Annotated in this window: 11 protein-coding genes; 1 reads left to right on the top strand and 10 read right to left on the bottom strand. The window is 74.5% G+C overall.

Annotated elements, in window-relative coordinates; all coding sequences use genetic code 11:
• The first annotated feature begins 192 nt into the window (after positions 1-192).
• Complete coding sequence (locus AB0C02_RS21575) at positions 193-1,005, top strand: hypothetical protein (protein WP_357550476.1); 813 nt, start codon at positions 193-195, stop codon at positions 1,003-1,005.
• Here AB0C02_RS21575 and AB0C02_RS21570 read toward each other — a convergent pair.
• The 10 genes from AB0C02_RS21570 to AB0C02_RS21525 form a co-directional block, all read right to left on the bottom strand.
• Positions 995-2,338 (bottom strand): methylaspartate mutase, encoded by a 1,344-nt coding sequence (locus AB0C02_RS21570; protein ID WP_357550475.1) that lies wholly within the window; start codon positions 2,336-2,338, stop codon positions 995-997. The genes AB0C02_RS21575 and AB0C02_RS21570 overlap by 11 nt on opposite strands.
• Positions 2,335-2,802, bottom strand: a complete 468-nt coding sequence (locus AB0C02_RS21565) for a cobalamin-dependent protein (RefSeq protein WP_357550474.1) — start codon at positions 2,800-2,802, stop codon at positions 2,335-2,337. The genes AB0C02_RS21570 and AB0C02_RS21565 overlap by 4 nt, the downstream gene beginning before the upstream one ends.
• A complete protein-coding gene (locus tag AB0C02_RS21560) occupies positions 2,799-3,422 on the bottom strand; it encodes a DsbA family protein (RefSeq protein ID WP_357550473.1) in 624 nt (207 codons plus the stop codon). The genes AB0C02_RS21565 and AB0C02_RS21560 overlap by 4 nt, the downstream gene beginning before the upstream one ends.
• A 20-nt stretch (positions 3,423-3,442) precedes the next feature.
• On the bottom strand, positions 3,443-4,258 hold the full coding sequence (locus AB0C02_RS21555) for an alpha/beta hydrolase (protein WP_357550472.1): 816 nt from the start codon (positions 4,256-4,258) through the stop codon (positions 3,443-3,445).
• Positions 4,259-4,339: 81 nt separating this feature from the next.
• Positions 4,340-4,585: an acyl carrier protein gene (locus AB0C02_RS21550; RefSeq protein ID WP_357550471.1), complete on the bottom strand. Its 246-nt coding sequence runs from the start codon at positions 4,583-4,585 to the stop codon at positions 4,340-4,342.
• A gap of 49 nt (positions 4,586-4,634) precedes the next feature.
• A complete protein-coding gene (locus AB0C02_RS21545) occupies positions 4,635-5,114 on the bottom strand; it encodes a 3-hydroxyacyl-ACP dehydratase FabZ family protein (RefSeq protein WP_357550470.1) in 480 nt (159 codons plus the stop codon).
• Positions 5,107-5,523, bottom strand: a complete 417-nt coding sequence (locus AB0C02_RS21540) for a hypothetical protein (protein ID WP_357550469.1) — start codon at positions 5,521-5,523, stop codon at positions 5,107-5,109. The genes AB0C02_RS21545 and AB0C02_RS21540 overlap by 8 nt, the downstream gene beginning before the upstream one ends.
• Before the next feature lie 73 nt (positions 5,524-5,596).
• On the bottom strand, positions 5,597-6,334 hold the full coding sequence (gene fabG, locus AB0C02_RS21535; protein ID WP_357550468.1) for a 3-oxoacyl-[acyl-carrier-protein] reductase: 738 nt from the start codon (positions 6,332-6,334) through the stop codon (positions 5,597-5,599).
• Between the two features lie 9 nt (positions 6,335-6,343).
• Positions 6,344-6,577, bottom strand: coding sequence for an MbtH family protein (locus tag AB0C02_RS21530; RefSeq protein WP_357550467.1), 234 nt, complete (start codon positions 6,575-6,577; stop codon positions 6,344-6,346).
• Complete coding sequence (locus AB0C02_RS21525; protein WP_357550466.1) at positions 6,574-21,543, bottom strand: amino acid adenylation domain-containing protein; 14,970 nt, start codon at positions 21,541-21,543, stop codon at positions 6,574-6,576. Before AB0C02_RS21525 ends, AB0C02_RS21530 begins: the two co-directional genes overlap by 4 nt.
• Between the last annotated feature and the right edge of the window lie 5 nt (positions 21,544-21,548).

Genomic DNA, 21,548 nt, shown 5'->3' with positions numbered 1-21,548 from the left:
TCCGGAGGCGGGTCGCCTCCCGGCCAATGTTCCGACCTGGAGGCCTCGCCTTCGTGGCGGTCTGGCTGGTTTCACCTTTTTGACGACAGCTCCAGCGCGGGCCTGACCGGCGTGCCGGCCCATGCTGCCAACCGGGCCTCCGTCGGGTATCGGACACCGCGCCGCGCCGCCGCTGCGGCGACCATGGCTGCCATGAACGGTCGGCGAAAGGTCTTCATACTTCTCGGCGTCGCGGGCCTCGGGGTCGCGGTGCTCGCGTTGGTGATCGGGGTCAAGGGCGCGGGTGACCTCGTGGGCCTGGTGTCCGCCTTCGTGTCAGCGGCGGTCGGTGTGCTGGCGCTCGCCACCGCGATGCGGTTGCCGGGGTCGCCGGAGGGGCAGGGTGCCGACGCGCCGGACGGCCGCACCGGCCCGGTCCGCCGCCCGCCGGTTCCCCCGCCGCATCGCCGGTGGCTACGCCTGTTGCTTCCGGCCGCGCTGAGCGTCCTGCTGCTGGTGCTGACCTGGGTGACCGTGGTCCGCTGGCCACCCGACCGGCGGGACGCCGAGGCCGGCCCGACCGCCTCCGCAACCGCCACGCCAGCCACCACGCCGCCCGCCAGCACCGAGGCGTCGCCGTCGCCGTCGCCGACCGATCCGCCCTGGATCCCGCCGGCTGACGCGCCCCGGTGGACGCTGCGCGCCAACGATTCGATCGCGTTCCGGCCCGAGCCGGCGCTGACCCGCAACGGCGGCACCGGCCTGATCTTCCAGCCCGAGCAGCACCAACTCGCCTGGTACCAGTGGACTGATGATCCGAAGGACCTCTCCTACGCGGGCTGCCGCAGCGCACGGGCGACCCGTTGGGACGCCATCGATCTGAAGCTGGTGGGCCGGAAGCCGCGGACCTACTGCCAGCCCGACCCGGCCGACCCGACGGTGGTGAACTACGTCCGGATTCTCGGCAACCGATACGACGGGCACCCACCCTCGGTCGACGTCCAGGTCTGGTCGGTCATTGACTGACCGGTCGAACCTCGCGAAGGTGCTCCGGCAGCGGAGCGTGACTCAGCGCGGGCTCGGTGGGCCTGAGCGCCGCCGCCGGCATCGAGTCGTACCGGTTGGCCACGTGGGACAGCGCGGTGAGCAGGCCGTCGCTGGTCATCTCCGCCGGCCGACCGTTGGCCGACCGGTCGACGGTCACCGGCATCCGGCCGGCGCGGGCCCACGCCAGCCGGCCGCCGGCGGTGATGTAGCCGCGCGCCTGACCCGCGTTGTCCGGGTGCAGGCAGTACGGGATGTCGAGGTGGCCGCGGGCGAAGGCCCGGCGAAGGCCCACCCCGACGTCGTCGCTGAGCTCCAGCACCGCCTCGATCAGCGTGCGCGCCTCGGCGTAGATGCCGGTGTCCGGGACGGCGGTGGCGGCCGGGCGCTCGGCGGCGGCGACTCGGGCGGCATGCTCCAGCGCGGCCACGTTCTCCTCGATGGTCGGGATGCGGTGCGCCTCGGCCGGGGTCTTCACGATCAGGCGGGCCGCTCCCCCGCGTACGGCGAGCCGGGCGGCGGCGCCGAGCAGCCGCAGGGCTCCCTGCGTGGTACGCGGATACACCCCCATGTAGGTGTAGAGCACCAGGTGGGTGTCCAGCTCGGGCAGCAGTTCGTCGGTCAGGCGGCGCAGGGCGGCCAGGGCCTCCTCGTCCTGCTCCGGGCAGGTCTGCTGGGCGTAGCTCAGTGACACGCTGCGCAGCCCGTGCTGCCGGAAGAACATGCCCTCGAGCACGGCCACGGCGACCAGCAGGCTGGGCGGGCAGAGCTGCCCGAGCAGGCAGCCGCCGAAGCTCTCCAGGTGCGGTTCGACGCCGATGTCGCGTAGCCGGGTGTACGCGGCGCAGCAGCGTGCCCAACTGTCGACGGCGTCGCGCAGCGGCACCCGGCTGTAAGGCAGGCAGTACGAGACGGGGCCGCCCTCGGTGGCGTCGACCCCGGTGCGCAGCAGCGCGGCGAAGATCTCCTCGGGCTGCGCCGAGCCGTGTCGCACCTGGACCGGCACGCCGTGCTGCTGCGCGCCGGCGAGTACCCAGCGGGTCGCCTCCACGGGGTGGACGACGATCGGGTACCCGTTCAACGGTGCTCCGTCGGCGAGCGCGCGTACCGCCGCCGCCTGGTCGCCGACGCGGGTGTAGCTGTCCAGCGTGACGGTGCCCACGGTGACCGCGCGGGCCTGGGCGACGGCGGTCAGCCCGGCCCGCATGGCGGTCGGGTCGCCGAAGCCCATGCGGGGCTGGACGACGAGTTCGCCGCGGGCCCGCGCGGCGGCGACGGCCGCGGCGAACGGGCCGCGCGGCACGGTGGCGCTCACCCCGGTCCTCCCGCTGCCACGAGTTCGAGGCGGCCGAGGTATTCCAGGAAGCGGTCCCGGTCGGCGCCGTCGTCGAAGACGGCCGTGTAGCCGGCTGCGAACAGCTCGTTGACCTGCATCCCGGTCAGCTGGCCGTCGACGCCGAGCTTGCCGCCGATGACGATCGGCACGGCGGCCAGCGCGGGGTCGGCGCGCAGTGCCGTGGCCAGCCGTTTGCCGTCGGTGCAGCCGTGCCCGTTGACGCTGGAGACCACCACCAGGTCCGGGTGGTGCCGGTGGCACTCCGCGACGAACAGTTCCTCCGGTACGCAGGCACCGAGGTTGATCACCCGGTGCCCGGCCTCCTCCAGCAGCAGTTGCAGGTAGACCAGGTTCCAGGTGTGCGCGTCGGAGGAGACCGTGCCGAGCAGCACGGTGCGCCCACCGTGGGCCGGTGCCGGGCGGGCCGGGGCCGGCACGGTCACCGCCGCACCCCGGCGGTGGTCAGGGCGTCGAGGAACCCGTCGAGACGCTCCAGGCCCCAGAACCGGTGCCGGCCGGCGATGAAGTACGGCACGGCGAAGACATCGTCGTCGTACGCGCTCGCCAGGGCCCGTACAGCCGCCTCGCGCAGGGTCGGGTCGGTCGCGGCGGCTCGCGCCTCGGCCGGGTCGATTCCCGCCTCGGTGGCGATGCCGGCCAGCACCGCCGGGTCGCTGATGTTCTCGCCGTGCTCCCAGCGGGCGCGCACCGCCGCCTGGTAGAACGCCCAGCCGCGCCCCTGTTGCTGGGCGTGCAGCCAGGCCAGGTGCGGCACCGCCCAGTCGACGTCCATGTCCGCCGGCCACACCATCCGGTAGCCGAACCGGTGCACCAGCCGGTTGGTGTCGGCCAGCAGGTACTCGTGCTTGGCCCGGCTGATCGGGGTGTCCAGGAATTCCGAGTCCGCCTCGGCCAACACGGCGCGCAGCCCGTCGTCCGGCACCCAGTGCGGCACGAACGTGATGGTGTCCGGCGCTTCCGGCCAGCGTTCCGTGAGCTGGCGTACGGCGAGCCAGCTGCGCGGGCTGCGGAACGAGAAGTAGAGCCGGGGGGGCTTACGCATGTCGGGGGGTCTCCTCGGGTTCAGGCGACGGTCGGTGCGGGCAGTGCCGCGAGGAACTGCCGGATCTCGGTGGTCACCGCGGCGGCCTGCTCCAGGTGGCAGAAGTGGCCGCCGTCGGCCCTGGTGTGCACGGTCGCCGCCGGCATCGCGCGGCGAAACGCTTCGGTGCGGGGGCCGGCGAGGGCCGCGTCGGTGGCGCCGCTGACCACCAGGGTCGGCACCGGGACGGTGTCGAGGTCGAGATCGGTAGTGGTGATGAACTGGCGGAGCAGGGCGACGAAGCCGAGCGGGCCGACGCGGTCGAGGGTCTTGGCGACCATGCTGTCGACGAGGTCTTCGTCCAGCGTGCGCCGCCGGTCGCCCAGCTTGAGCCGGACCCCCTCCCCGATCACCGCGCGGAACCGGGCGAGTTCCCGGTCGAAGAGCCGCCAGTCGATCGGGTCGTCGGGGGGACGGAAGTAGGGGGCGAGGAGCACGGCGGCCTCCAACCGGGGCCGGTCGGCGTCGGCGAGGAGTTCCAGCACCGCGTTCGCCCCGAACGAGTGGCCCACCAGCAGGGCGGGCGGCTCGGGTAGCAGCGTCAGGGCGTGCCGCAGCAGGTCGGCCGGGCCGGTGTGGTGCACCCAGGCGTACTTCGCGCCGGCCCGCCAGGGCAGGTCGAGGGCGTAGGGGGTGAAGGGGAGGTCACCGCGCAGCGCGTCGACGAACGGCTGCCAGGTGTGCCAGGAGTCCTCCAGGCCGTGGGCGAGCACCAGCGCCGGGCCGCTGCCCGGACCACGGTGTACGGCGAGGCGTTCGCCGTCGCGCACCACCTCGACGACGGGATACCAGGTCACGGCGTACCTCCGAGCCTCGCCCGCCGCGGGGTGGCCGGCTCGTGGCGGCTCCCCGCGGCGGGACCGGGGCGGTCATGTGGGTCAGTCCTGCCAGCCGGCGTACTGCTTGACGACGTCGTATACGGCGCGCAGGTTCTCCATCTTGGGCAGCTCGGTCTGCGGGATCTCGATCTTGTACAGCTTCTCCAGCCGGGCCAGGATCTCGATGGCCCGCAGCGAGTCCGCGTCGTGGTCGTCGACGAAGTGGCTGGTTTCGGTGATCTCCTCGGGCTCGACCTCGAGCACCTCGGCGACGACCTCGCGCAACTCGTTCATCCGGTTGCTCATGACCTGAGTCATCGTGTTGTCTGCCTTTCTGTGGGGTGGGGTTGCTGGCTCAGCCGGTCGGCCCGGCGAGTTCGGTGTCCGGCCGGGCGACCGCGAGCATCGAGCCGACGACGGCGATCAGCCGCTCACCGACCCGGGTCTCGCCGCGCATGACCGCGCTGTTGGTTTTGAGCGACTCCACGATCACCTCGTGGCGCATGACGTCGCCCGGGTACGCGGCGCCGAGAAACTCGAAGTCCCGGGCCGCGCCGAACACGAGGGTGCCGTCGGTGGTCTCACCGGCGGCTCGGGCGGTGAGCAGCCAGAGCACCGCCCCGGCCTGCCCGAGCGACTCCACGATCAGCGACGCCGGATAGGCGTACGCGGACTGCGGCAGGCCGTCGGCGAGACCGGCGAAGCACGGCTCGGCGCCGCTGACCGCCTTGGTCGCCACGATGCGGCGGCCGGGCTCCACCTCAAGGACCCGGTCCACCTGCAGGATCGGGTGGCGGTGCGGCAGGATCGCGGTGAGGTCGGCGTACTCAAGCATCGGCCGCCTCCCGCAGCACGCGCAGTTCCAGGGTGACCTTCGCGCTGGCCGCGCCGTCGCCGCGGCGGCAGTCGGCGACCGCCCGGACCCGCCGCGGGTCGTTCGGGTCGTCGGTCAGCCGGCAGTCGACGGTGAGGACGTCGCCGGGCAGCAGCGGCGCCTTGAACCGCACCGAGCGCACCGCGGCCAGCTCCACCCGGACGTGCGGGCCTCGGCCGTCCTCGACGGCCCGGCGGGCCGCCTGGTAGACCGATTCCAGGGTGAACACGCCGGGGTAGATGGGGAAGCCGGGATAGTGGCCCTCCAGGTACGGGTCGGTGGCCACGATCCGCTTGGTCGCGGTGATGCCGTCGGCGGTCGGGTCCACCTGGTCGACCGCGTCCAGTGGGGCGGCGAAGCTGCGGCTCATGGTCCTCCTCTCCAATTCGCTGTCCGCATTGCAGCGGCGTCGGCTCGAGGCCGGCTCAGGGTCGGCTCGGGCTTCAGAGGACGATCCCGCCGTCGACCTGCAGGACCTGGCCGGTGATGTAGGCGGCCCGGTCGGAGGCCAGGAAGGAGACCAGTTCCGCCACGTCGGCCGGCTGGCCGAGCCGGCGCAGCGGGATCATGCCGACGGCCTTCGCGCGGGCCTTCTCGGGCAGGGCGGCGGTCATGTCCGTCTCGATGAAGCCGGGCGCCACCACGTTCACCCGGATGCCGTACGGGCCGAGTTCCTTGGCCAGGGCCCGGCTCATCGCGTTGATGCCGCCCTTGCTGGCCGAGTAGTTGGCCTGGGTGGCGTTGCCGTACACCCCGGCGACCGAGGACATGTTGATCACGGTGCCGCGTTTGCGCTTCATGTAGTTGAACGCCACCGCCCGGCAGAAGTTGTAGGTGCCGGTGAGGTTGGTGTCCACCACCGCCGCCCAGTCGGCGAACGGCATCAGCACCAGCGGCTTGTCCCGGACGATGCCGGCGCTGTTGACCAGCACGTCCACCGGGCCGAGGTCCGTCTCGGCGGCGGCGACGAACTCGGTCACCGCGTCCGGGTCGGCCACGTCGCAGGGGGCGTGGAAGCAGCGGACACCCCGCTGCTTGACCGCGTCGGCGGTCTCCGCCGCCGCGTCGCCGCCGCTGCGGTAGCAGAACGCCACGTCGTACCCGTCCTCGGCCAGCCGCAGCGCCACCGCGCGGCCGATGCCGCGCGAGCCGCCGGTGACCAGCGCGGTGCGCTGCTCCATCAGGTCCTCCTAGCGGTCCGCGCCGGCGCCGTCGGCGGCCATCGCGGCGATCAGGGTCTTCGGGCGCATGTCGGTCCACTCGCGCTCGACGTAGTCGAGGCAGGCCTGCCGGCTGTCGTCGCCGAAGGCGGTGTGCCAGCCCTCGGGCACCGGCACGAACGACGGCCACAGCGAGTGCTGTCCCTCGTCGTTGACCAGCACCACGTACCGGCCCTCGTCGTTCTCGAACGGGTTGCTGCTCATCGCGGTTCTTCCTTTCGCTCGGTGTCGGTCGCGCCCAGCCGCTCGGCCAGCACCCGGCCGATGGCGGCCAGTGGTTCCGGCTGGGTCATGTCGTTGTGCTGGCAGTCGACGTCGTGCGTCTGCACCGTGCCGGACAGGTGTGGCCGCCAGGCCGCCACCGGGTCGGTGTCGGGCGTCCGGTCCCGGGTGGCGACGAACAGCAGCGCGTCGAGGTCGACGTGCCCCGGCCGGTGCTGCCGGGCCAGCCGGGAGTTGTTGGCGAACACCTCGTACAGGGCGGTGACGTGTCGGGCCTCCAGCCGGCCGAGGACGCCCTCGTTGCGGCTGAGCAGTTCGGCGACCCGCTCCTCGTCAACCGGCTGGGCCTTCTCGTCGACCGGCTGGGCGTCGGCGGCGTCGGCCGGGTAGCCGGCCAGTTGCAGCATGCCGGCCAGGAACTCGGTGCGGTTGAGGATGGCTGGTTCGGCGCGTTCCGCCTCGGACTTCGGGAACGAGTCCAGCAGCGCCAGCAGCGCCACCTCTTCGCCGTCGGCGCGCAGCCGGGCGGCGATCTCGTGGGCAATCAGCCCGCCGAACGACCAGCCCAGCAGGTGGTACGGGCCGACCGGCTGGATCGCCCGGATCCGGGCCAGGTAGTCCTCGGCGATCTGCCCGACGTCGCCGGGCAGCTCGTCGCGCTCGGCCAGACCCCGCGACTGGAGGCCGTAGATGGGCCGGTCGGTGAGGTGCCCCATCAGGCCCGAGTAGGACCAGCTGAAGCCGCTGGCCGGGTGGACGCAGAACAGCGGCGGCCGGGAGCCGTGCCGGCGCAGCGGCAGCAGCACCTCGAACGCGCCCCGACCGTCGTCGGCGGTGTCGAGCCGGTCGGCCAGCTCGGCCACCGTCGGCGCCTCGAACAGGGTACGGATCGCCAGGTCCACCTCGAAGGTGGCGCGGACCCGGCTGATCAGCCGGGTGGCCAGCAGGGAGTGCCCGCCGAGGTCGAAGAAGCCGTCGTCGATGCCCACCTCGGGCACCCCGAGCACCTCGGCGAACAGGCCGCACAGCACCCGCTCCCGGTGGCTGCGCGGGGCCCGCCGCTGCGTGCCGGCCCCGGTGGCGGCGGCGTCGGGCACCGGCAGGGCGCCCCGGTTCAGCTTGCCGTTGGGAGTCAGCGGCAGGTCGTCGAGGACCACCACAGCCGCCGGCACCATGTACTCGGGCATCGCCGCGGCCACCGCGGCCCGCAGTTGCGCCGGCTGCGGGGCCCGGCCGGGCGCCGGTACGACGTAGCCGACGAGCCGCTGGTCGCCGGGGCGGTCCTCGCGGACGATCACCGTGCAGCGCGCCACGTCCTCGTGGCCGGCCAGCACCGCCTCGATCTCGCCCAGCTCGATCCGGAAGCCGCGCAGCTTGACCTGGTCGTCGACCCGGCGCAGGAACATCAGCTCGCCGGTGTCGGTCCAGCGCACGATGTCGCCGGTGCGGTACATCCGGGTGCCGGGTGCGCCGAACGGGTCGGCCACGAACTTCCCGGCGGTCTGGCCCGGCCGGGTCAGGTAGCCGCGGGCCAGGCCACCGCCGGCGACGTACAGCTCGCCGGGCACGCCGGGCGGCACCGGCCGCAGCCGGGGGTCGAGCACGTACAGCCGGGTGTTGGCCAGCGGGCCGCCGATCGGCAGCGGGCCCGGCGGGATCGCCGCGCCCGGTTCGATCCGGTGTTCGGTGCAGTTGACCGTGGTCTCGGTCGGGCCGTACATGTTGTACACGGCCACGCCCGGGTGCTCGCGGCGCCACTCGTCGACCACCTCGCCGAGCAGCAGCTCCCCGCCGAGCAGCAGTTCGGCGGTCGGGGCGTAGTCGTCCGGCAACGCGGCCAGCAGCGGCAGGTGGCTGGGGGTGGCCTTGAGGAAGGTGCAGGCGTGCCGGGTCAGCCGGTCCCGGGTGGCCGGGTCGTCGTCGAGGCCGGCGACGTGCACGGTGCCGCCGACGGTCAGCGGCACCCACATGCCGGTGACGCTCAGGTCGAACGACACCGACGAGTGCAGCAGCGCACTGCCGCGTACGCCCTGGTAGTCGCCGCCGGCGAAGGTGAGGTAGTCGGTGAACGAACGGTGTTCGATCACCACTCCCTTGGGTCGGCCGGTGGAGCCGGAGGTGTAGATGACGTACGCCGGGTTATTGAGTCGCAGCGGGGCGGCCCGGTCGGTGTCGGTGACCGGTGCGGCGGCGAAGCCGTCCGGGTCGCACCCGTCGACCAGCAGCCTCGGCAGCTCGACCGCCGGCAGTTCGGCGGCGGTGGCCGTGTCGCTGAGCAGCAGCGCCGGCGCGGTGTCGGCGAGCATGAAGGCGATCCGGTCGGCCGGGTAGCCCGGGTCGACCGGCACGTACGCGCCGCCGGCCTTGAGGACCGCGAGCAGCCAGCAGACCAGCCGGGCCGAGCGGGGCAACGCCACCGCGACGAACCGCTCCGGGCCGACGCCGCGTTCGACGAGCAGCCGGGCCAGCCGGTTGGTGTACGCGTCCAGCTCGGCGTAGGTCAGCTCGGTGCCGGCGTCGACCAGGGCCGGCGCGTCCGGGGTGCGGGCGACCTGCGCGGCGAACAGTTCCGGCAGGGTGGCCGCCGGCACCGGGGCGAAGGTGTCGTTCCAGGTGACCAGCACCCGCTCGCGTTCGGCCTCGGTGAGCAGGTCCACCGAGCCGATCGGCTGGTCCGGGTCGGCGGCGAGGGCGGTGAGCATGGTGAGCAGCCGGTCGGCGATCCGCTCGACGGTGTGGTGGTCGAACAGGTCGGTGCTGTATTCGATCCGGCCGGCCAGCCCGGCGGGGTCGCCCCCGTCGTCCCGCCGTTCGGCGAGGCTGACGTTGAGGTCGAACTTGGCCCCGCCGGTGCCTGCCGGCAGCCCGGACATGGTCAGGCCGGGCAGTTCCACGTCGAGGCGGGCGTGGTTGTGCACCGCCAGCACGACCTGGAACAGCGGGTGCCGGGCCACCGACCGGGCCGGGTTGAGCACCTCGACCAGCCGTTCGAACGGCACGTCCGCGTGGGCGTACGCGGCCAGGTCGGTGGCGCGGACCCGGTCGAGCAGCTGGCCGAAGGTGGGGTCGCCGGTGGTGTCGGTGCGCAGCACCAGGGTGTTGACGAAGAAGCCGATCAGGCCGTCGACGGCCTCGTCGACGCGGCCGGCGATCGGGGTGCCCAGCGGGATGTCCTCGCCGGCGCCGAGGCGGGTGAGCAGGGCGGCCAGGGCGGCCTGGGCCACCATGAACAGGCTCGCCTGCCGCTGGCGGGCCAGGCCGGTCAGCCGGGCGTGCAGCTCGGCGGGCACGTCGAAGGTGACGCTGCCGCCGCGCCGGCTGGACACCGCCGGGCGGGGCCGGTCGAAGGGCAGTTCCAGCTGCTCGGGCAGCCCGGCGAGGGTCTGCGCCCAGTAGCCGGTCTGCCGGCTGGCCAGGCTGTCCGGGTCGGCCTCGTCGCCGAGCACCGCGCGCTGCCAGAGCGCGAAGTCGGCGTACTGGACGGGCAGGGCGGGCAGGTCCGGCGCGCGGCCGGCCCGCCGGGCGGTGTACGCGGCGGCCAGGTCGGTCGAGAGCGGCCCGGCCGACTGCCCGTCGCTGGCGATGTGGTGCATGAGCAGCAGCAGGACGTGCTCGTCGTCGGCGAGGCGGAACAGGTCGGCGCGCAGCGGCGGTTCGCCGGCCAGGTCGAACCGGTGCCCGATCGCGGCGGCCAGCGCGGCCGGCAGTTCCGCCTCGGTGACGGCGTGCTCGACCAGCACCGGCACGGCCGCCGCCGGGGCGAGGACCCGCTGGTACGGCTCGCCGTCGACCTCGCCGAAGACGGTGCGCAGCGTCTCGTGCCGGGCCGTCACGTCGGCCAGCGCGGCGTGCAGCGCGGCCCGGTCCACGTCGCCGTGCAGCCGCAGCGCCAGCGGCACGTTGTAGCTGATGTCGGAGTCGTCGAAGCGGTTGAGGAACCACAGCCGGCGTTGGGCGTAGGAGACGGGCACCAGCTGCGGGCGGGGGCCGGGACGCAGCGGCGGGCGGCTGTCGTCGCCGGCCAGCAGCCGGGCGGCCAGCCCGGCGACGGTCGGGGTCTCGAAGACCGCCCGGATCGGCAGTTCCACGCCGAAGACCGCGCGGATCCGGTTGACGATGCGGGTGGCCAGCAGCGAGTGGCCGCCGAGGGCGAAGAAGTCGTCGTCCGCGCCGACCCGTTCGACGCCGAGCACGTCGGCGAAGACGCCGCAGAGCAGTTCCTCCTGCGGGGTGCGGGCGGCCCGGCCGCCGCCTGCGCCGAAGTCCACGGCGGGTAGCGCCTTGCGGTCGACCTTGCCGTTCTTGCTCAACGGCAGGGCGTCCAGCCGGACCACCACCGCAGGCACCATGGCGTCCGGCAGCCGGGCGGCGACGTGGTCGCGGACCGCCTCCGGGTCGGCGTCGCCGACGACGTACCCGACGAGGCGGTTGGTGCCGGCCGGGTCGGTGTTGACCGCCACGGCGGCGGCGGTGACCCCGGCCGCGGCGCGCAGCGCCGCCTCGACCTCGCCCAGCTCGATCCGCTGGCCGCGGATCTTGACCTGGTCGTCGTTGCGGCCGAGGAACTCCAGTTGGCCGTCGGGGCGGTAGCGGACCCGGTCGCCGGTGCGGTAGAGGCGGGCGCCGGGCCGTTCGGCGTACGGGTCGGCGACGAAGACGGTGGCGGTGCGCCGTGGGTCGCCCAGGTAGCCGAAGCCGACGCCGACGCCGCCCACGCACAGCTCGCCGGGCACCCCGGGCGGCACGGGTTGCAGATTGGCGTCCAGGACGTACAGCTGGGTGTTGCGGATGGCCCGGCCGATCGGCACCCGGTCACCGTCGGCGTCGGCGGGGGTGGCGATGATCGCGTGCGTGACGTCGTCGGAGCACTCGGTCGGGCCGTACGCGTTCATCAGCGGGATCCGCGGGTACCGGGCCAGCCAGCGGTCGCAGAGCTGCGGTGGCAGCGCCTCGCCGGTGACCATCAGCCAGCGCAGCCGCGCCAGCTCGGGCACGGGCGCGCCGGCGTCCCAGGCGTCCAGGGCGGTACGCAGCAGCGACGGCACCACCTCGAGGATGGTCACCCCGTGGCGTTCCACCCGGCCGAACAGGGCGGCCGGGTCCAGCGCGGTGTCGTCGTCGACCACGTCGACGCTGCCGCCGGTGACCAGCGAGGAGAGCATCTGCCAGACCGAGACGTCGAAGGTGAGCGCGGCGTTCTGCACCACCACGTCCGCGTCGGTGAGGTCCAGGTCCTCCACCTTGGCCAGCAGGTGGTTGAGCATCCCCCGCCGGTGCACCATCGCGCCCTTGGGCCGGCCGGTGGAACCGGAGGTGAAGATGACGTACGCCAGGTCGGCCAGGCCGGCGACCAGCGGCGCCGGGGTGGCCGGCAGGCCGGCCGAGGTCAGCGGCAGGACGGTGACCGGGACGCCGGCGGCGGCGACCACCTCGGCGGCCAACGCCTCGTGCGCCTGGTCGACCAGCAGCCAGCGGGTGCCGCTGTCGACCAGCAGGTCGGCGTTGCGGGCCACCGGCGAGCGCGGGTCCAACGGCAGGTACGCGCCGTCGGTGCTGAGCGCGGCCAGCACCCCGGTGATCGCGTCGGCGCCCCGGTCGGTGAGCAGCGCGGCCAGGGAGCCCCGCCCGAAACCGGCGGCCCGCAGCCGGGCAGCCAGTTCGTCGGACCGGCCCGTCAGCGTGGCGTAGGTAAGGGTCTGCCGTGGGTCGGTCACCGCGACCGCGTCGGGCCGTTGCGCGGCCACCGCCCGAATCAGGGTCACCGGGTCCTCGTCGGGCAGCGGCCGGCCGGTGGCGTTCCAGTCGTGCAGCATCCGCCGCCGGTCCGCCCGGCCGACCACGTCGACCGCGCCGATCGGGGCGTCGGGGGTGGCGACAGCGGCCTCCAGCATCCGGACGAACCCGGCGAGGATCCGCTCGGCGGTGTCCTCGTCGAACAGGTCCCGGCTGTAGTCGAGCCGCCCGTCGATGCCGGTGGCGCCGGCCGAGCCCGGTTCGCCGGCCGCCGGCCGTTCGGTGAGGTCGATGGACAGGTCGAACTGGGCGGCGTGCGCGCCGACGTTGTCGACGGCGACCCGCAGGCCGGGCAGGTCCAGGTCGACCGTGGCGTTGTTCTGCAGCACCAGCATGACCTGGAACAGCGGGTTGCGGGCCATCGACCGGGGCGGGTTGAGCACCTCGACCAGCCGTTCGAACGGGGTGTCCTGGTGCGAGTACGCAGTCAGGTCGGCCTCGCGGACCCGGTCCAGCAGCTGCCGGAAGGTCGGATTGCCGGCGGTGTCGGTGCGCAGCACCAGGGTGTTGACGAACATGCCGACCAGTTCGTCGAGCGCGTCGTCGGTGCGTCCGGCAATCGGGCTGCCGATCGGCACGTCGGTGCCGACGCCGAGCCGGGTGAGCAGGGCGGCCAGCGCCGCCTGGCACACCATGAACAGGCTGGCCCCGGTGGCGTGCACCAGCGCGTTGAGCCGCTCGTGCAGGGCCGGTTCGATGGCGAAGCTCAGCATGCCGCCCTGGTGGCTGGCGACGGGCGGGCGGGGCCGGTCGGCCGGCAGGGTCAGCTCGTCCGGGGCGCCGGCCAGCGCGTCCCGCCAGAACCGCACCTGCTGGGCGATCTCGCTGTCCGGGTCGGACTCGTCGCCGAGCACCGCACGCTGCCAGAGGGCGTAGTCGGCGTACTGCACGGGCAGCGGGGTGAACGCCGGCGCCCGCCCGGCGACCCGGGCGGCGTACGCGGTGGAGAAGTCCCGGCCCAGCGGGGCCATCGACCAGCCGTCACCGGCGATGTGGTGCAGCACGAGCAGCAGGAAGTACTCGCCGGCCGGCTGGTCGGCGGCGGTGAGGGCGAACAGCCGGGCCCGCAGCGGCGGGTCGACGGCCAGGTCGAACCCGCGCCGGGTCTCGGCGAGCATCAGCTCACGGACCTGCGCCGGCTCGACGGTCTCCACGGTGATCGGCGGGCAGGCCGCCTCGGCGTCCAGGATCACCTGGTACGGGTCGCCGTCGGCGTCCGGGTAGATCGTGCGCAGGCTCTCGTGGCGGTCGAGCACGTCCCGCAGCGCGGCGCGCAGCGCGGCCACGTCCAGCTCGCCGGTCAGCCGCAGCAGGATCGGGATCTTGTACGGCGAGTCGGCGCCGGAGAGCCGGTTGATGAACCAGAGCCGGTTCTGCGCGTACGACAGCGGGATCCGCTCCGGGCGGGGCATCGGCTCCAACGCCCGGCGGGCCTGCTTCGCGCCGCCGAGCCGGGCGGCGAGCCCCGCCACGGTGGGCGACTCGAACAGGTCCCGGATGGCCAGTTCGGCGTTCAGCGCGGTGCGGATCCGGCTGACCAGGCGGGTGGCGAGCAGGGAGTGGCCGCCGAGGGCGAAGAAGCTGTCCTCGATGCCGACCTCGGGCAGGCCGAGCACGTCGGCGAAGAGCGCGCAGAGCGTCTCCTCGGTCGGGGTGCGCGGTGCCCGGCGGGTGGAGCCGGCCGCGTAGTCGGGGGCCGGCAGGGCCCGCCGGTCGACCTTGCCGTTGCCGGTCAGCGGCAGGGTGTCCAGCACCATCACCGCGGCGGGGACCATGTACTCGGGCAGTACCTGCGCGGCGTGTGCGCGCAGCGCGGCCGGGTCGGGCGCCGCCGCGTCGGTGGCCGGTACGACGTAGGCGACGAGGCGTTTGTCGCCGGGCCGGTCCTCGCGGACCACCACGGCGACCTGGCCGAGGCCGGGGTCGCGGGCCAGCACCGCCTCGATCTCGCCGAGTTCGATGCGGAACCCGCGGATCTTCACCTGCTCGTCGGCACGGCCGACGAATTCGAGCGTGCCGTCGGGCCGCCAGCGAACCACGTCACCGGTGCGGTACATCCGGGAGCCGGCGGCGAACGGGTCGGCGACGAACCGCTCGGCGGTCAGCCGGGGCCGGTTCAGGTAGCCACGGGACAGGCCGGCGCCGGCGATGTACAGCTCACCGGCCACCCCGGGCGGGGTGGGGCGCAGGTAGTCGTCCAGCACGTACAGCCGCATGTTGTCCAGCGGCCGGCCGATCGGCACCGAGTCGGGCACTTCGGCCACGGTGTGCATCAGGTGGTGGGAGGCGAAGGTGGTGGTCTCGGTGGGGCCGTAGCCGTCGCCGACCACGAGGCCGGGGCAGGCGGCCAGCACCCGGCGCACCATCGGCGCGGGCACCACGTCGCCGCCGGTCCAGACCTCCCGGATCCGGGCGAACGCCTCCGGGGTCTCCTCGGCCAGCAGCCGGAACAGGCCGGCGGTCAGCCACAGCGCGGTGACCTGACCGCCGGTGAGGACGGTGCGCAGGTCGTCCATGCTCAGCTCGCCGGGCGGGGCCACGACGAGTTCGCCGCCGCCGAGCAGTGGCACCCACAGCTCGTACGTGGAGGCGTCGAAGGCCAGCGGCGAGTGCAGCAGCACCCGGCGCTGCCGGTCGGTGCGCCAGGCCCGGTCGGCGGCGAGGCTGAGCACGTCGTGGTGGGTGACCATGACGCCCTTGGGGGTGCCGGTCGACCCGGAGGTGTACATGACGTAGGCGAGCTGTGGGGGGTGGGCGGGCCGGGCCGGGTCGGCGTCCGGTCCGGCGGCGATCTCGGCGGCGGCGTCGCCGTCGACGGTCACCACCGTCAGGTCGTGGTCGAACCGCAGGTGGGTCATGGCCCGGTCGGTGAGCAGGACCGAGCTGGCGGTGTCGGTGGCGATGTGGGTCAGCCGGTGCGCCGGGTAGCGCGGGTCCAGCGGGACGTACGCGGCGCCGGCCTTGAGGATCGCAAGTACCGACACCACCTGGTCGATGGAGCGTTCCTGCAGCAGGGCGACCCGGTCCTCGACGGCGACGCCGAGCGCCACCAGGTGCTGGGCCAGCCGGTTGGCGCGGACGTCGAGTTCCCGGTAGGTCAACGCGGCGCCGTCGACGGCGCGTACGGCGATCTGGTTGGGGGTGCGGGCGGCCTGCGCGGCGAACCGGGCGGCCACCCCGCCGGCCAGCGCCGGCTCGGGCTGGGCGGTGTCGTTCCAGTCGGCCAGCACCAGCCGGCGTTCGGCCGGGTCGAGGACGTCCAGCCGTCCGACCGGGGTGTTCAGGTCGGCGGCGACGCTGTCGAGCAGCCGCAGCAGCCGGTCGGCGAGGCGCTGCGCCGCGTCGGCCGGGAACAGGTCGGCGCGGTGGTCGAGTTGCAGCCGCAGCCGCTCGCCGGGGATGGCGGTGACGGTGAGCGGGTAGTGGGTGGCGTCCCGCCCGGACACCCCGGTCAGCCGCAGGCCGGTGCCGGGCAGGCTGAGCAGCTTCGGGTCGAGGGGGTAGTTCTCGAACACCACCAGGGTGTCGAAGAGGTCACCGTGCCCGGCGAGCTGCTGCACCTCGGTCAGCGGCAGGTGCTGGTGGGCCATCAGCGCGGACTGCTGGTCCTGCAGGCGCGACAGCAGCCGGGCGACCGGCTCGGCCGGGTCCAGCCGCAGCCGGACCGGCAGGGTGTTGATGAACAACCCGACCATGGTCTCCACCGCGGCGATCTCCGGCGGGCGGCCGGAGACGGTGCCGCCGAAGACCACGTCACCGCGGCCGGTCAGCGCGCCGAGCAGCACGCCCCAGGCACCCTGCAGAATGGTGTTGAGGGTGACGCCGTGCCGGCGTGCCTGCGCCTGCAGCGCGGCGGTCAGGTCGGCCGGCAGGTCGACGGTGATCCGCTCGGGCAGCTCCGGGGCGCGCGCCGGGTCGGCCGGGGCGAGCAGGGTCGGCTCGGCCAGGCCGGCGAGCGCATCGGCCCAGGCCCGCTGTGCGGTCGCCCGGTCCTGGGCGCCGAGCCAGGCCAGGTAGTCGCGGTAGGGCGCCACCCGGGGCAGCTGCCGGTCGTCGCCGCCGGCCGCATACAGGGCCAGCAGCTCGCGCATCAGCGTCGGCACCGACCAGCCGTCCAGCAGGATGTGGTGGTTGGTGAGCACCAGCCGGTGTGCGGTGTCGGCCAGGCGAAGCAGGGTGAACCGCAGCAGCGGCGGGCGGGTCAGGTCGAAGCCTTCGGCCCGGTCGGCGGCGAGCAGCTCGCGGACCCGGTCGGCCTGCGTGGCGTCGGCCAGCTTCCGCAGGTCGTGCTCCCGCCAGCCGGCGCGCAGCCCGTCCACCACCACCTGCACCGACTCGCCGGACGGGCGCTGGCGGAACGCGGCCCGCAGGTTGGCGTGCCGGGCCAGCAGGGCGTCGGCGGCGGCGCGCAGGGCCACCGCGTCCAGCTCGCCGGCCAGGTCGAAGCAGAGCTGCACGGTGTAGACGTCGCGGTCCGGCCCGTCGTACAGGGCGTGGAACAGCAGCCCCTCCTGCAGGGTGGAGAGCGGCAGCAGGTCACTCGCGGCCGGCTGGGCGGCCTCGATCGCCTCGATCTCCTCCTGCGACAGGCGCAGCAGCAGGTCGGACGGGGTGTGCCCGCCGGCGTCGGGGGCCGCGGTGTGCTCGACCAGGGCGTCCAGCGCGTCCAGCCAGTCGTCGGCCAGCTCGCGTACGTCGGCCTCGCCGAGGAGGCTCTGCGGCCAGGAGAAGGTCGCCGACAGGCGGGGGCCGTCGGCGTGGTCCCGGGTGACCGCGTTGACCTCGATGGCGTGGGGCACCGGCAGGGCGCCGTCCGCGCCGCCGCCGAGGGCCTGGGTGTCGGCGGCGACCGCCCAGTCGGTGTCGGCGCCGTCGGCGGTGGCGAACCGGCCGAGGTAGTTGAAGCCGATCTGCGCGGCGGGCCGGTCGGCCAGCCGGCGGGCGGTGTCGGCGTTCAGGTAGCGCAGCAGGCCGTACCCGATGCCGTTGTCCGGCACCGCGCGCAGCTGTTCCTTGACCCGCTTGACCGCGCGGCCGGCGGCGGCGCCCCCGGCGAACGCCTCGGTCAGGTCGAGCCGGCCGACGTCGAGCCGGACCGGGTACATGGTGGTGAACCAGCCGACGGTGCGGGACAGGTCCAGGCCAGCGGCCAGTTCCTCCCGGCCGTGGCCTTCCAGGTCGACCAGCAGGCCGGTGGCGTCCTGCTCGCCGCGCCGGTGCCGCCACCGGGTGACCGCGAGGGTGAGCGCGGTGAGCAGCACGTCGTTGACCCGGCCGTGGAAGGCGGCCGGCACCCGGGTCAGCAGCGGCGCGGTGAGCTCCGCGGGCAGGGTGACGGTCAGCGTCCGGCCGGTGTCCACGGTGTCCCGCGCCGGGTCGAGGGGCCGTCCCGCGAGCGGGGCCTCGGTTGCGGCGAGGCGGTCCAGCCAGCCGGCCAGTTCGGCGGTGCGTTCCGGACTTGCCGCCTCGGCGACCAGGTGTCCGGCGAAGCGGCGCAGCGAGGTCCGCACCGGTTCCAGTTCGGGGGTACGTCCGGCGGCGACGGCCCGCGCGGCGGCGGCCAGGTCGGGCAGCAGGATCCGCCACGACACCCCGTCGACGACCAGGTGGTGCAGGGCCAGCAGCAGCCGGCCCGGGCGGTCGGGCCCGGCGTCGAACCACATCGCCCGCAGCATCCGCCCGTCGCCCGGGGCCAGCCGGGCCTGGACGGCCTTGGCCTGCTCCTCGACGAGCCCGCGCAGTTCGTCGGCGTCCAGGCCGGTCGCGTCGAGGCGGGTCACCAGCTCGGCGGCGGCCACACTGCCGCGCTCGCCGATCACCTGCCGCCAGCCGCCCGGCTCGTCGCGGACCAGCCGCAGCCGCAGCGCGTCGTGGTGGTCGACCAGCGCCTGCACGGCGGCGACGAGGTGGTCCGGGCGCAGCCCGGCGGGGGTGTTCACCAGCATCGACTGGTGGAAGCCTTCGATCGGGCCGCCCCGCTCGCGCAGCCAGTGCACGATCGGGGTCAGCGGCACCTCACCCGTGCCGTCGTCGACCGCCACCGGCGCGACGTCGTCGGTGGCCGCGGCGGCGAGGGCGGCCACCGTGCGGTGCATGAAGACGTCCCGCGGGTTGAACGACAGTCCCGCCTTGCGGGCCCGGCTGACCAGTTGGATCGACACGATGCTGTCGCCACCGAGGTCGAAGAAGCTCTCGTCGACGCCCACCGCGTCCAGCCCGAGGACCTCGGCGAACAGCCCGGCGAGCAGCGTCTCGCGTTCGTTGGCCGGGGCCCGGCCACCGCCCGCGCCGGTGAACCCGAGGGCCGGCAGCGCCCGCCGGTCCAGCTTGCCGCTGGGGGTCAGCGGCAGCTCCGGGAGGCCCACGATGGCCGCCGGCACCATGTACTCGGGCAGGCTGGCGCCGACGTGCGCCCGCAGCGCGGCCGGATCGACCAGCGCGCCGGTGACCGGCACGACGTACCCGACGAGGCGCTTCACGCCCGGCTGGTCCTCCCGGGCCAGGACCGCGACCTGCGCGACGGCCGGGTGGCGGGACAGCACGGCCTCGATCTCGCCCGGCTCGACCCGGAACCCGCGGATCTTCACCTGGGCGTCGGCCCGGCCGACGAACTCCAGCGTCCCGTCGGCGCGCCAGCGAACCAGGTCGCCGGTGCGGTACATCCGCGCGCCGGGCTCGACACCGAACGGGTCCGCGACGAACCGCTCGGCGGTCAGCGCCGGCCGGTCCAGGTAGCCGCGGGCCAGCCCGGTTCCGGCGACGTACAGCTCCCCCGGCACGCCGGGCGGCACCGGGCGCAGGAACCGGTCGAGGACGTAGGCGCGGGCGCCCACGACCGGGGTGCCGATCGGCGGGGCGCCGGCGCCGGGCACCAGCGGCCGGCTGAGCGTCGCGGCCACGGTGATCTCGGTCGGCCCGTACGCGTTGACCATGCGCCGGCCGGGCGCGAACCGGGCGACGAGGTCCGCACCGCAGGCGTCGCCGCCGACGATCAGGGTGCGCAGCACCGGCGGCGCCACGTCGGGCAGGCCGGCGAGGGCGGCCGGCGGGATGAGCGCGTGGGTCACCTGCTGGCTGGTGAGCACGGCGGCCAGGTCGTCGCCGACCAGCGGGCCGGGCGGCGGCACGACCAGCGCCGCCCCGGCGCCGAAGGCGGCGCAGAGTTCCAGGACCGACGCGTCGAAGCTGGGCGAGGAGAACTGCAGCACCCGGCTGGTGGGGTTGACGTCGAAGCCGGCCACGATCGCGGCGGTGAAGCTGGCCAGGCCGGCGTGGGTGACCACGACGCCCTTCGGCCGGCCGGTGGAGCCGGAGGTGTAGATGAGGTACGCGGGGTGCTCGGGCCGCAACGGGGCGACGCGTTCGGCGTCAGTGACCGGGCCGGCGGGCCGGGCCGCCCACGCCGCGACGGTGGACGGCTCGTCGAGCAGCAGCCGGGGCACGTCGGTGTCGGGCAGGTCGATCCCGGTCAGCGTGGCCAGCAGCACCGGCCGGGCGTCGGTGAGCATGAACGCGATGCGGTCGGCCGGATAGTCGGGGTCGACCGGCAGCCAGGCGCCGCCGGCCTTGCTGACCGCGAGCGCGGCGGTGACCAGTTCCGGGCTGCGCGGCAGGGCGAGGGCGACCACCTGTTCGGGGCCGACGCCGTGTGCGACGAGCAGCCGGGCCAGCCGGTCGGCGGCGGCGTCCAGCTCGGCGTACGACATGGTGTCGTCGTCGCCGATGAGGGCCGGCGCCTGCGGCCGGGCCGCGGCCTGGGCGGCGAACGCCTCGGGGAAGGTGCGCGCCGGCACGGGCGGCGGTCCGGCCGCCCAGGTGTGGAGGACGGCGGCGCGTTCGGCGTCGTCGAGCACGTCGAGCGCGGCGACCGGGGTCTGTGGCGCGTCGGCGACGGTGGTGAGCAGGCGGACCAGGCGGTCGGCGACGCGTCGGGCGGCCGGCCCGTCCAGCAGGTCCGGTCGGTGGTCCAGCCGCAGGGTGAGCCGCTCGCCGGGCAGCACGGCCAGGGTGAGCGGGTAGTGGGTGGCGTCGTGGCCGGTGACGGCGGTGACCCGCAGGCCGGTGCCGGGCAGGTCCAGCGCGGCCGGGTCGAGGGGGTAGTTCTCGAAGACGGTCAGCGTGTCGAACAGGTCGCCGTCGCCGGTGCCGGCCAGCCGGCGGATTTCGGCGAGGCCGAGGTGCTGGTGGGCCATCAGCGCCGCCTGCTCGTCCTGCACCCGGGTCAGCAGGGCGGCCAGGGGCTCGGCCGGGTCGAGGCGGATGCGCACCGGCACCGTGTTGATGAACAGCCCGAGCATCGACTCGACGCCGGGCAGTTCCGGCGGCCGGCCGGCGACGGTGGCGCCGAAGACCAGGTCGTCGTCGCCGGTGAGGGTGCCCAGCAGCAGCGCCCAGGCGCCCTGCATCACGGTGTTGAGGGTGACGCCGAGCTTGCGGGCCGTGGCGGTGAGCCCGGCGGTCAGCGGCGCGGGCAGGGCCACGGCGAGCTGTTCGGGGGCGGCCGGGGGTCGCGCCGGGTCGGCGGGTACGAGCAGGGTCGGCCCGGCCAGCCCGCGCAGCGCGCCGCGCCAGGCGTCCTCGGCGGCGGCCCGGTCCTGCCGGTCGAGCCAGCCGAGGTAGGCGCGGTACGGGGTGACCGGCGGCAGCGTGTGGTCGTGGCCGCCGGCGACGTAGTGCGCGAACAACTCCTTGGCCAGCAGCGGCATCGACCAGCCGTCGAGCAGCACGTGGTGGTTGGTGAGCACCAGCTTCGCCCGCTCCGGTCCGGTCCGGATCAACGCGGCACGCAGCAGGGGCGGGCGGGCCAGGTCGAAGCCGGCGGCGCGGTCGGTGGCGAGCAGTCGGGCCACCTCGGCGTCGCGGCCCGGATGGCCGGTCAGGTCGTGTTCCTGCCAGGCCGGGGCGACCTCGCGCGGCACCACCGCGACCGATTCGCCGGTCTTACGTTGCCGGATGCCGACCCGCAGGTTGGCGTGCCGGGTCAGGATCGCGCCGAGGGCGCGGCGCATCCGGTCGCCGTCGACCGGGCCGGTCAGGTCCAGCGCGAACTGGACGGTGTAGAGGTCCGACGCCGTTCCGTCGTACAGCGCGTGGAACAGCAGTCCCTGCTGCAACGGTGACAGCGGCAGGATGTCCTCGACGCGTGACTGCTTCACCACGT

Source organism: Micromonospora sp. NPDC048999 (assembly GCF_040649295.1).
Classification (GTDB): domain Bacteria; phylum Actinomycetota; class Actinomycetes; order Mycobacteriales; family Micromonosporaceae; genus Micromonospora.
Note: the sequence above shows the minus strand (reverse complement) of the source record. Positions and strands in the feature narration are given on the sequence as shown.

Excerpts from the sequence above, each read along its gene's own strand:
- AB0C02_RS21550 (WP_357550471.1), bottom strand. The coding sequence starts at position 4,585 with ATGAGCAACCGGATGAACGAGTTGCGCGAGGTCGTCGCCGAGGTGCTC.
- fabG (WP_357550468.1), bottom strand. The coding sequence starts at position 6,334 with ATGGAGCAGCGCACCGCGCTGGTCACCGGCGGCTCGCGCGGCATCGGC.
- AB0C02_RS21540 (WP_357550469.1), bottom strand. The coding sequence starts at position 5,523 with ATGAGCCGCAGCTTCGCCGCCCCACTGGACGCGGTCGACCAGGTGGAC.
- AB0C02_RS21530 (WP_357550467.1), bottom strand. The coding sequence starts at position 6,577 with ATGAGCAGCAACCCGTTCGAGAACGACGAGGGCCGGTACGTGGTGCTG.
- AB0C02_RS21560 (WP_357550473.1), bottom strand. The coding sequence starts at position 3,422 with ATGCGTAAGCCCCCCCGGCTCTACTTCTCGTTCCGCAGCCCGCGCAGC.
- AB0C02_RS21575 (WP_357550476.1), top strand. The coding sequence starts at position 193 with ATGAACGGTCGGCGAAAGGTCTTCATACTTCTCGGCGTCGCGGGCCTC.
- AB0C02_RS21545 (WP_357550470.1), bottom strand. The coding sequence starts at position 5,114 with ATGCTTGAGTACGCCGACCTCACCGCGATCCTGCCGCACCGCCACCCG.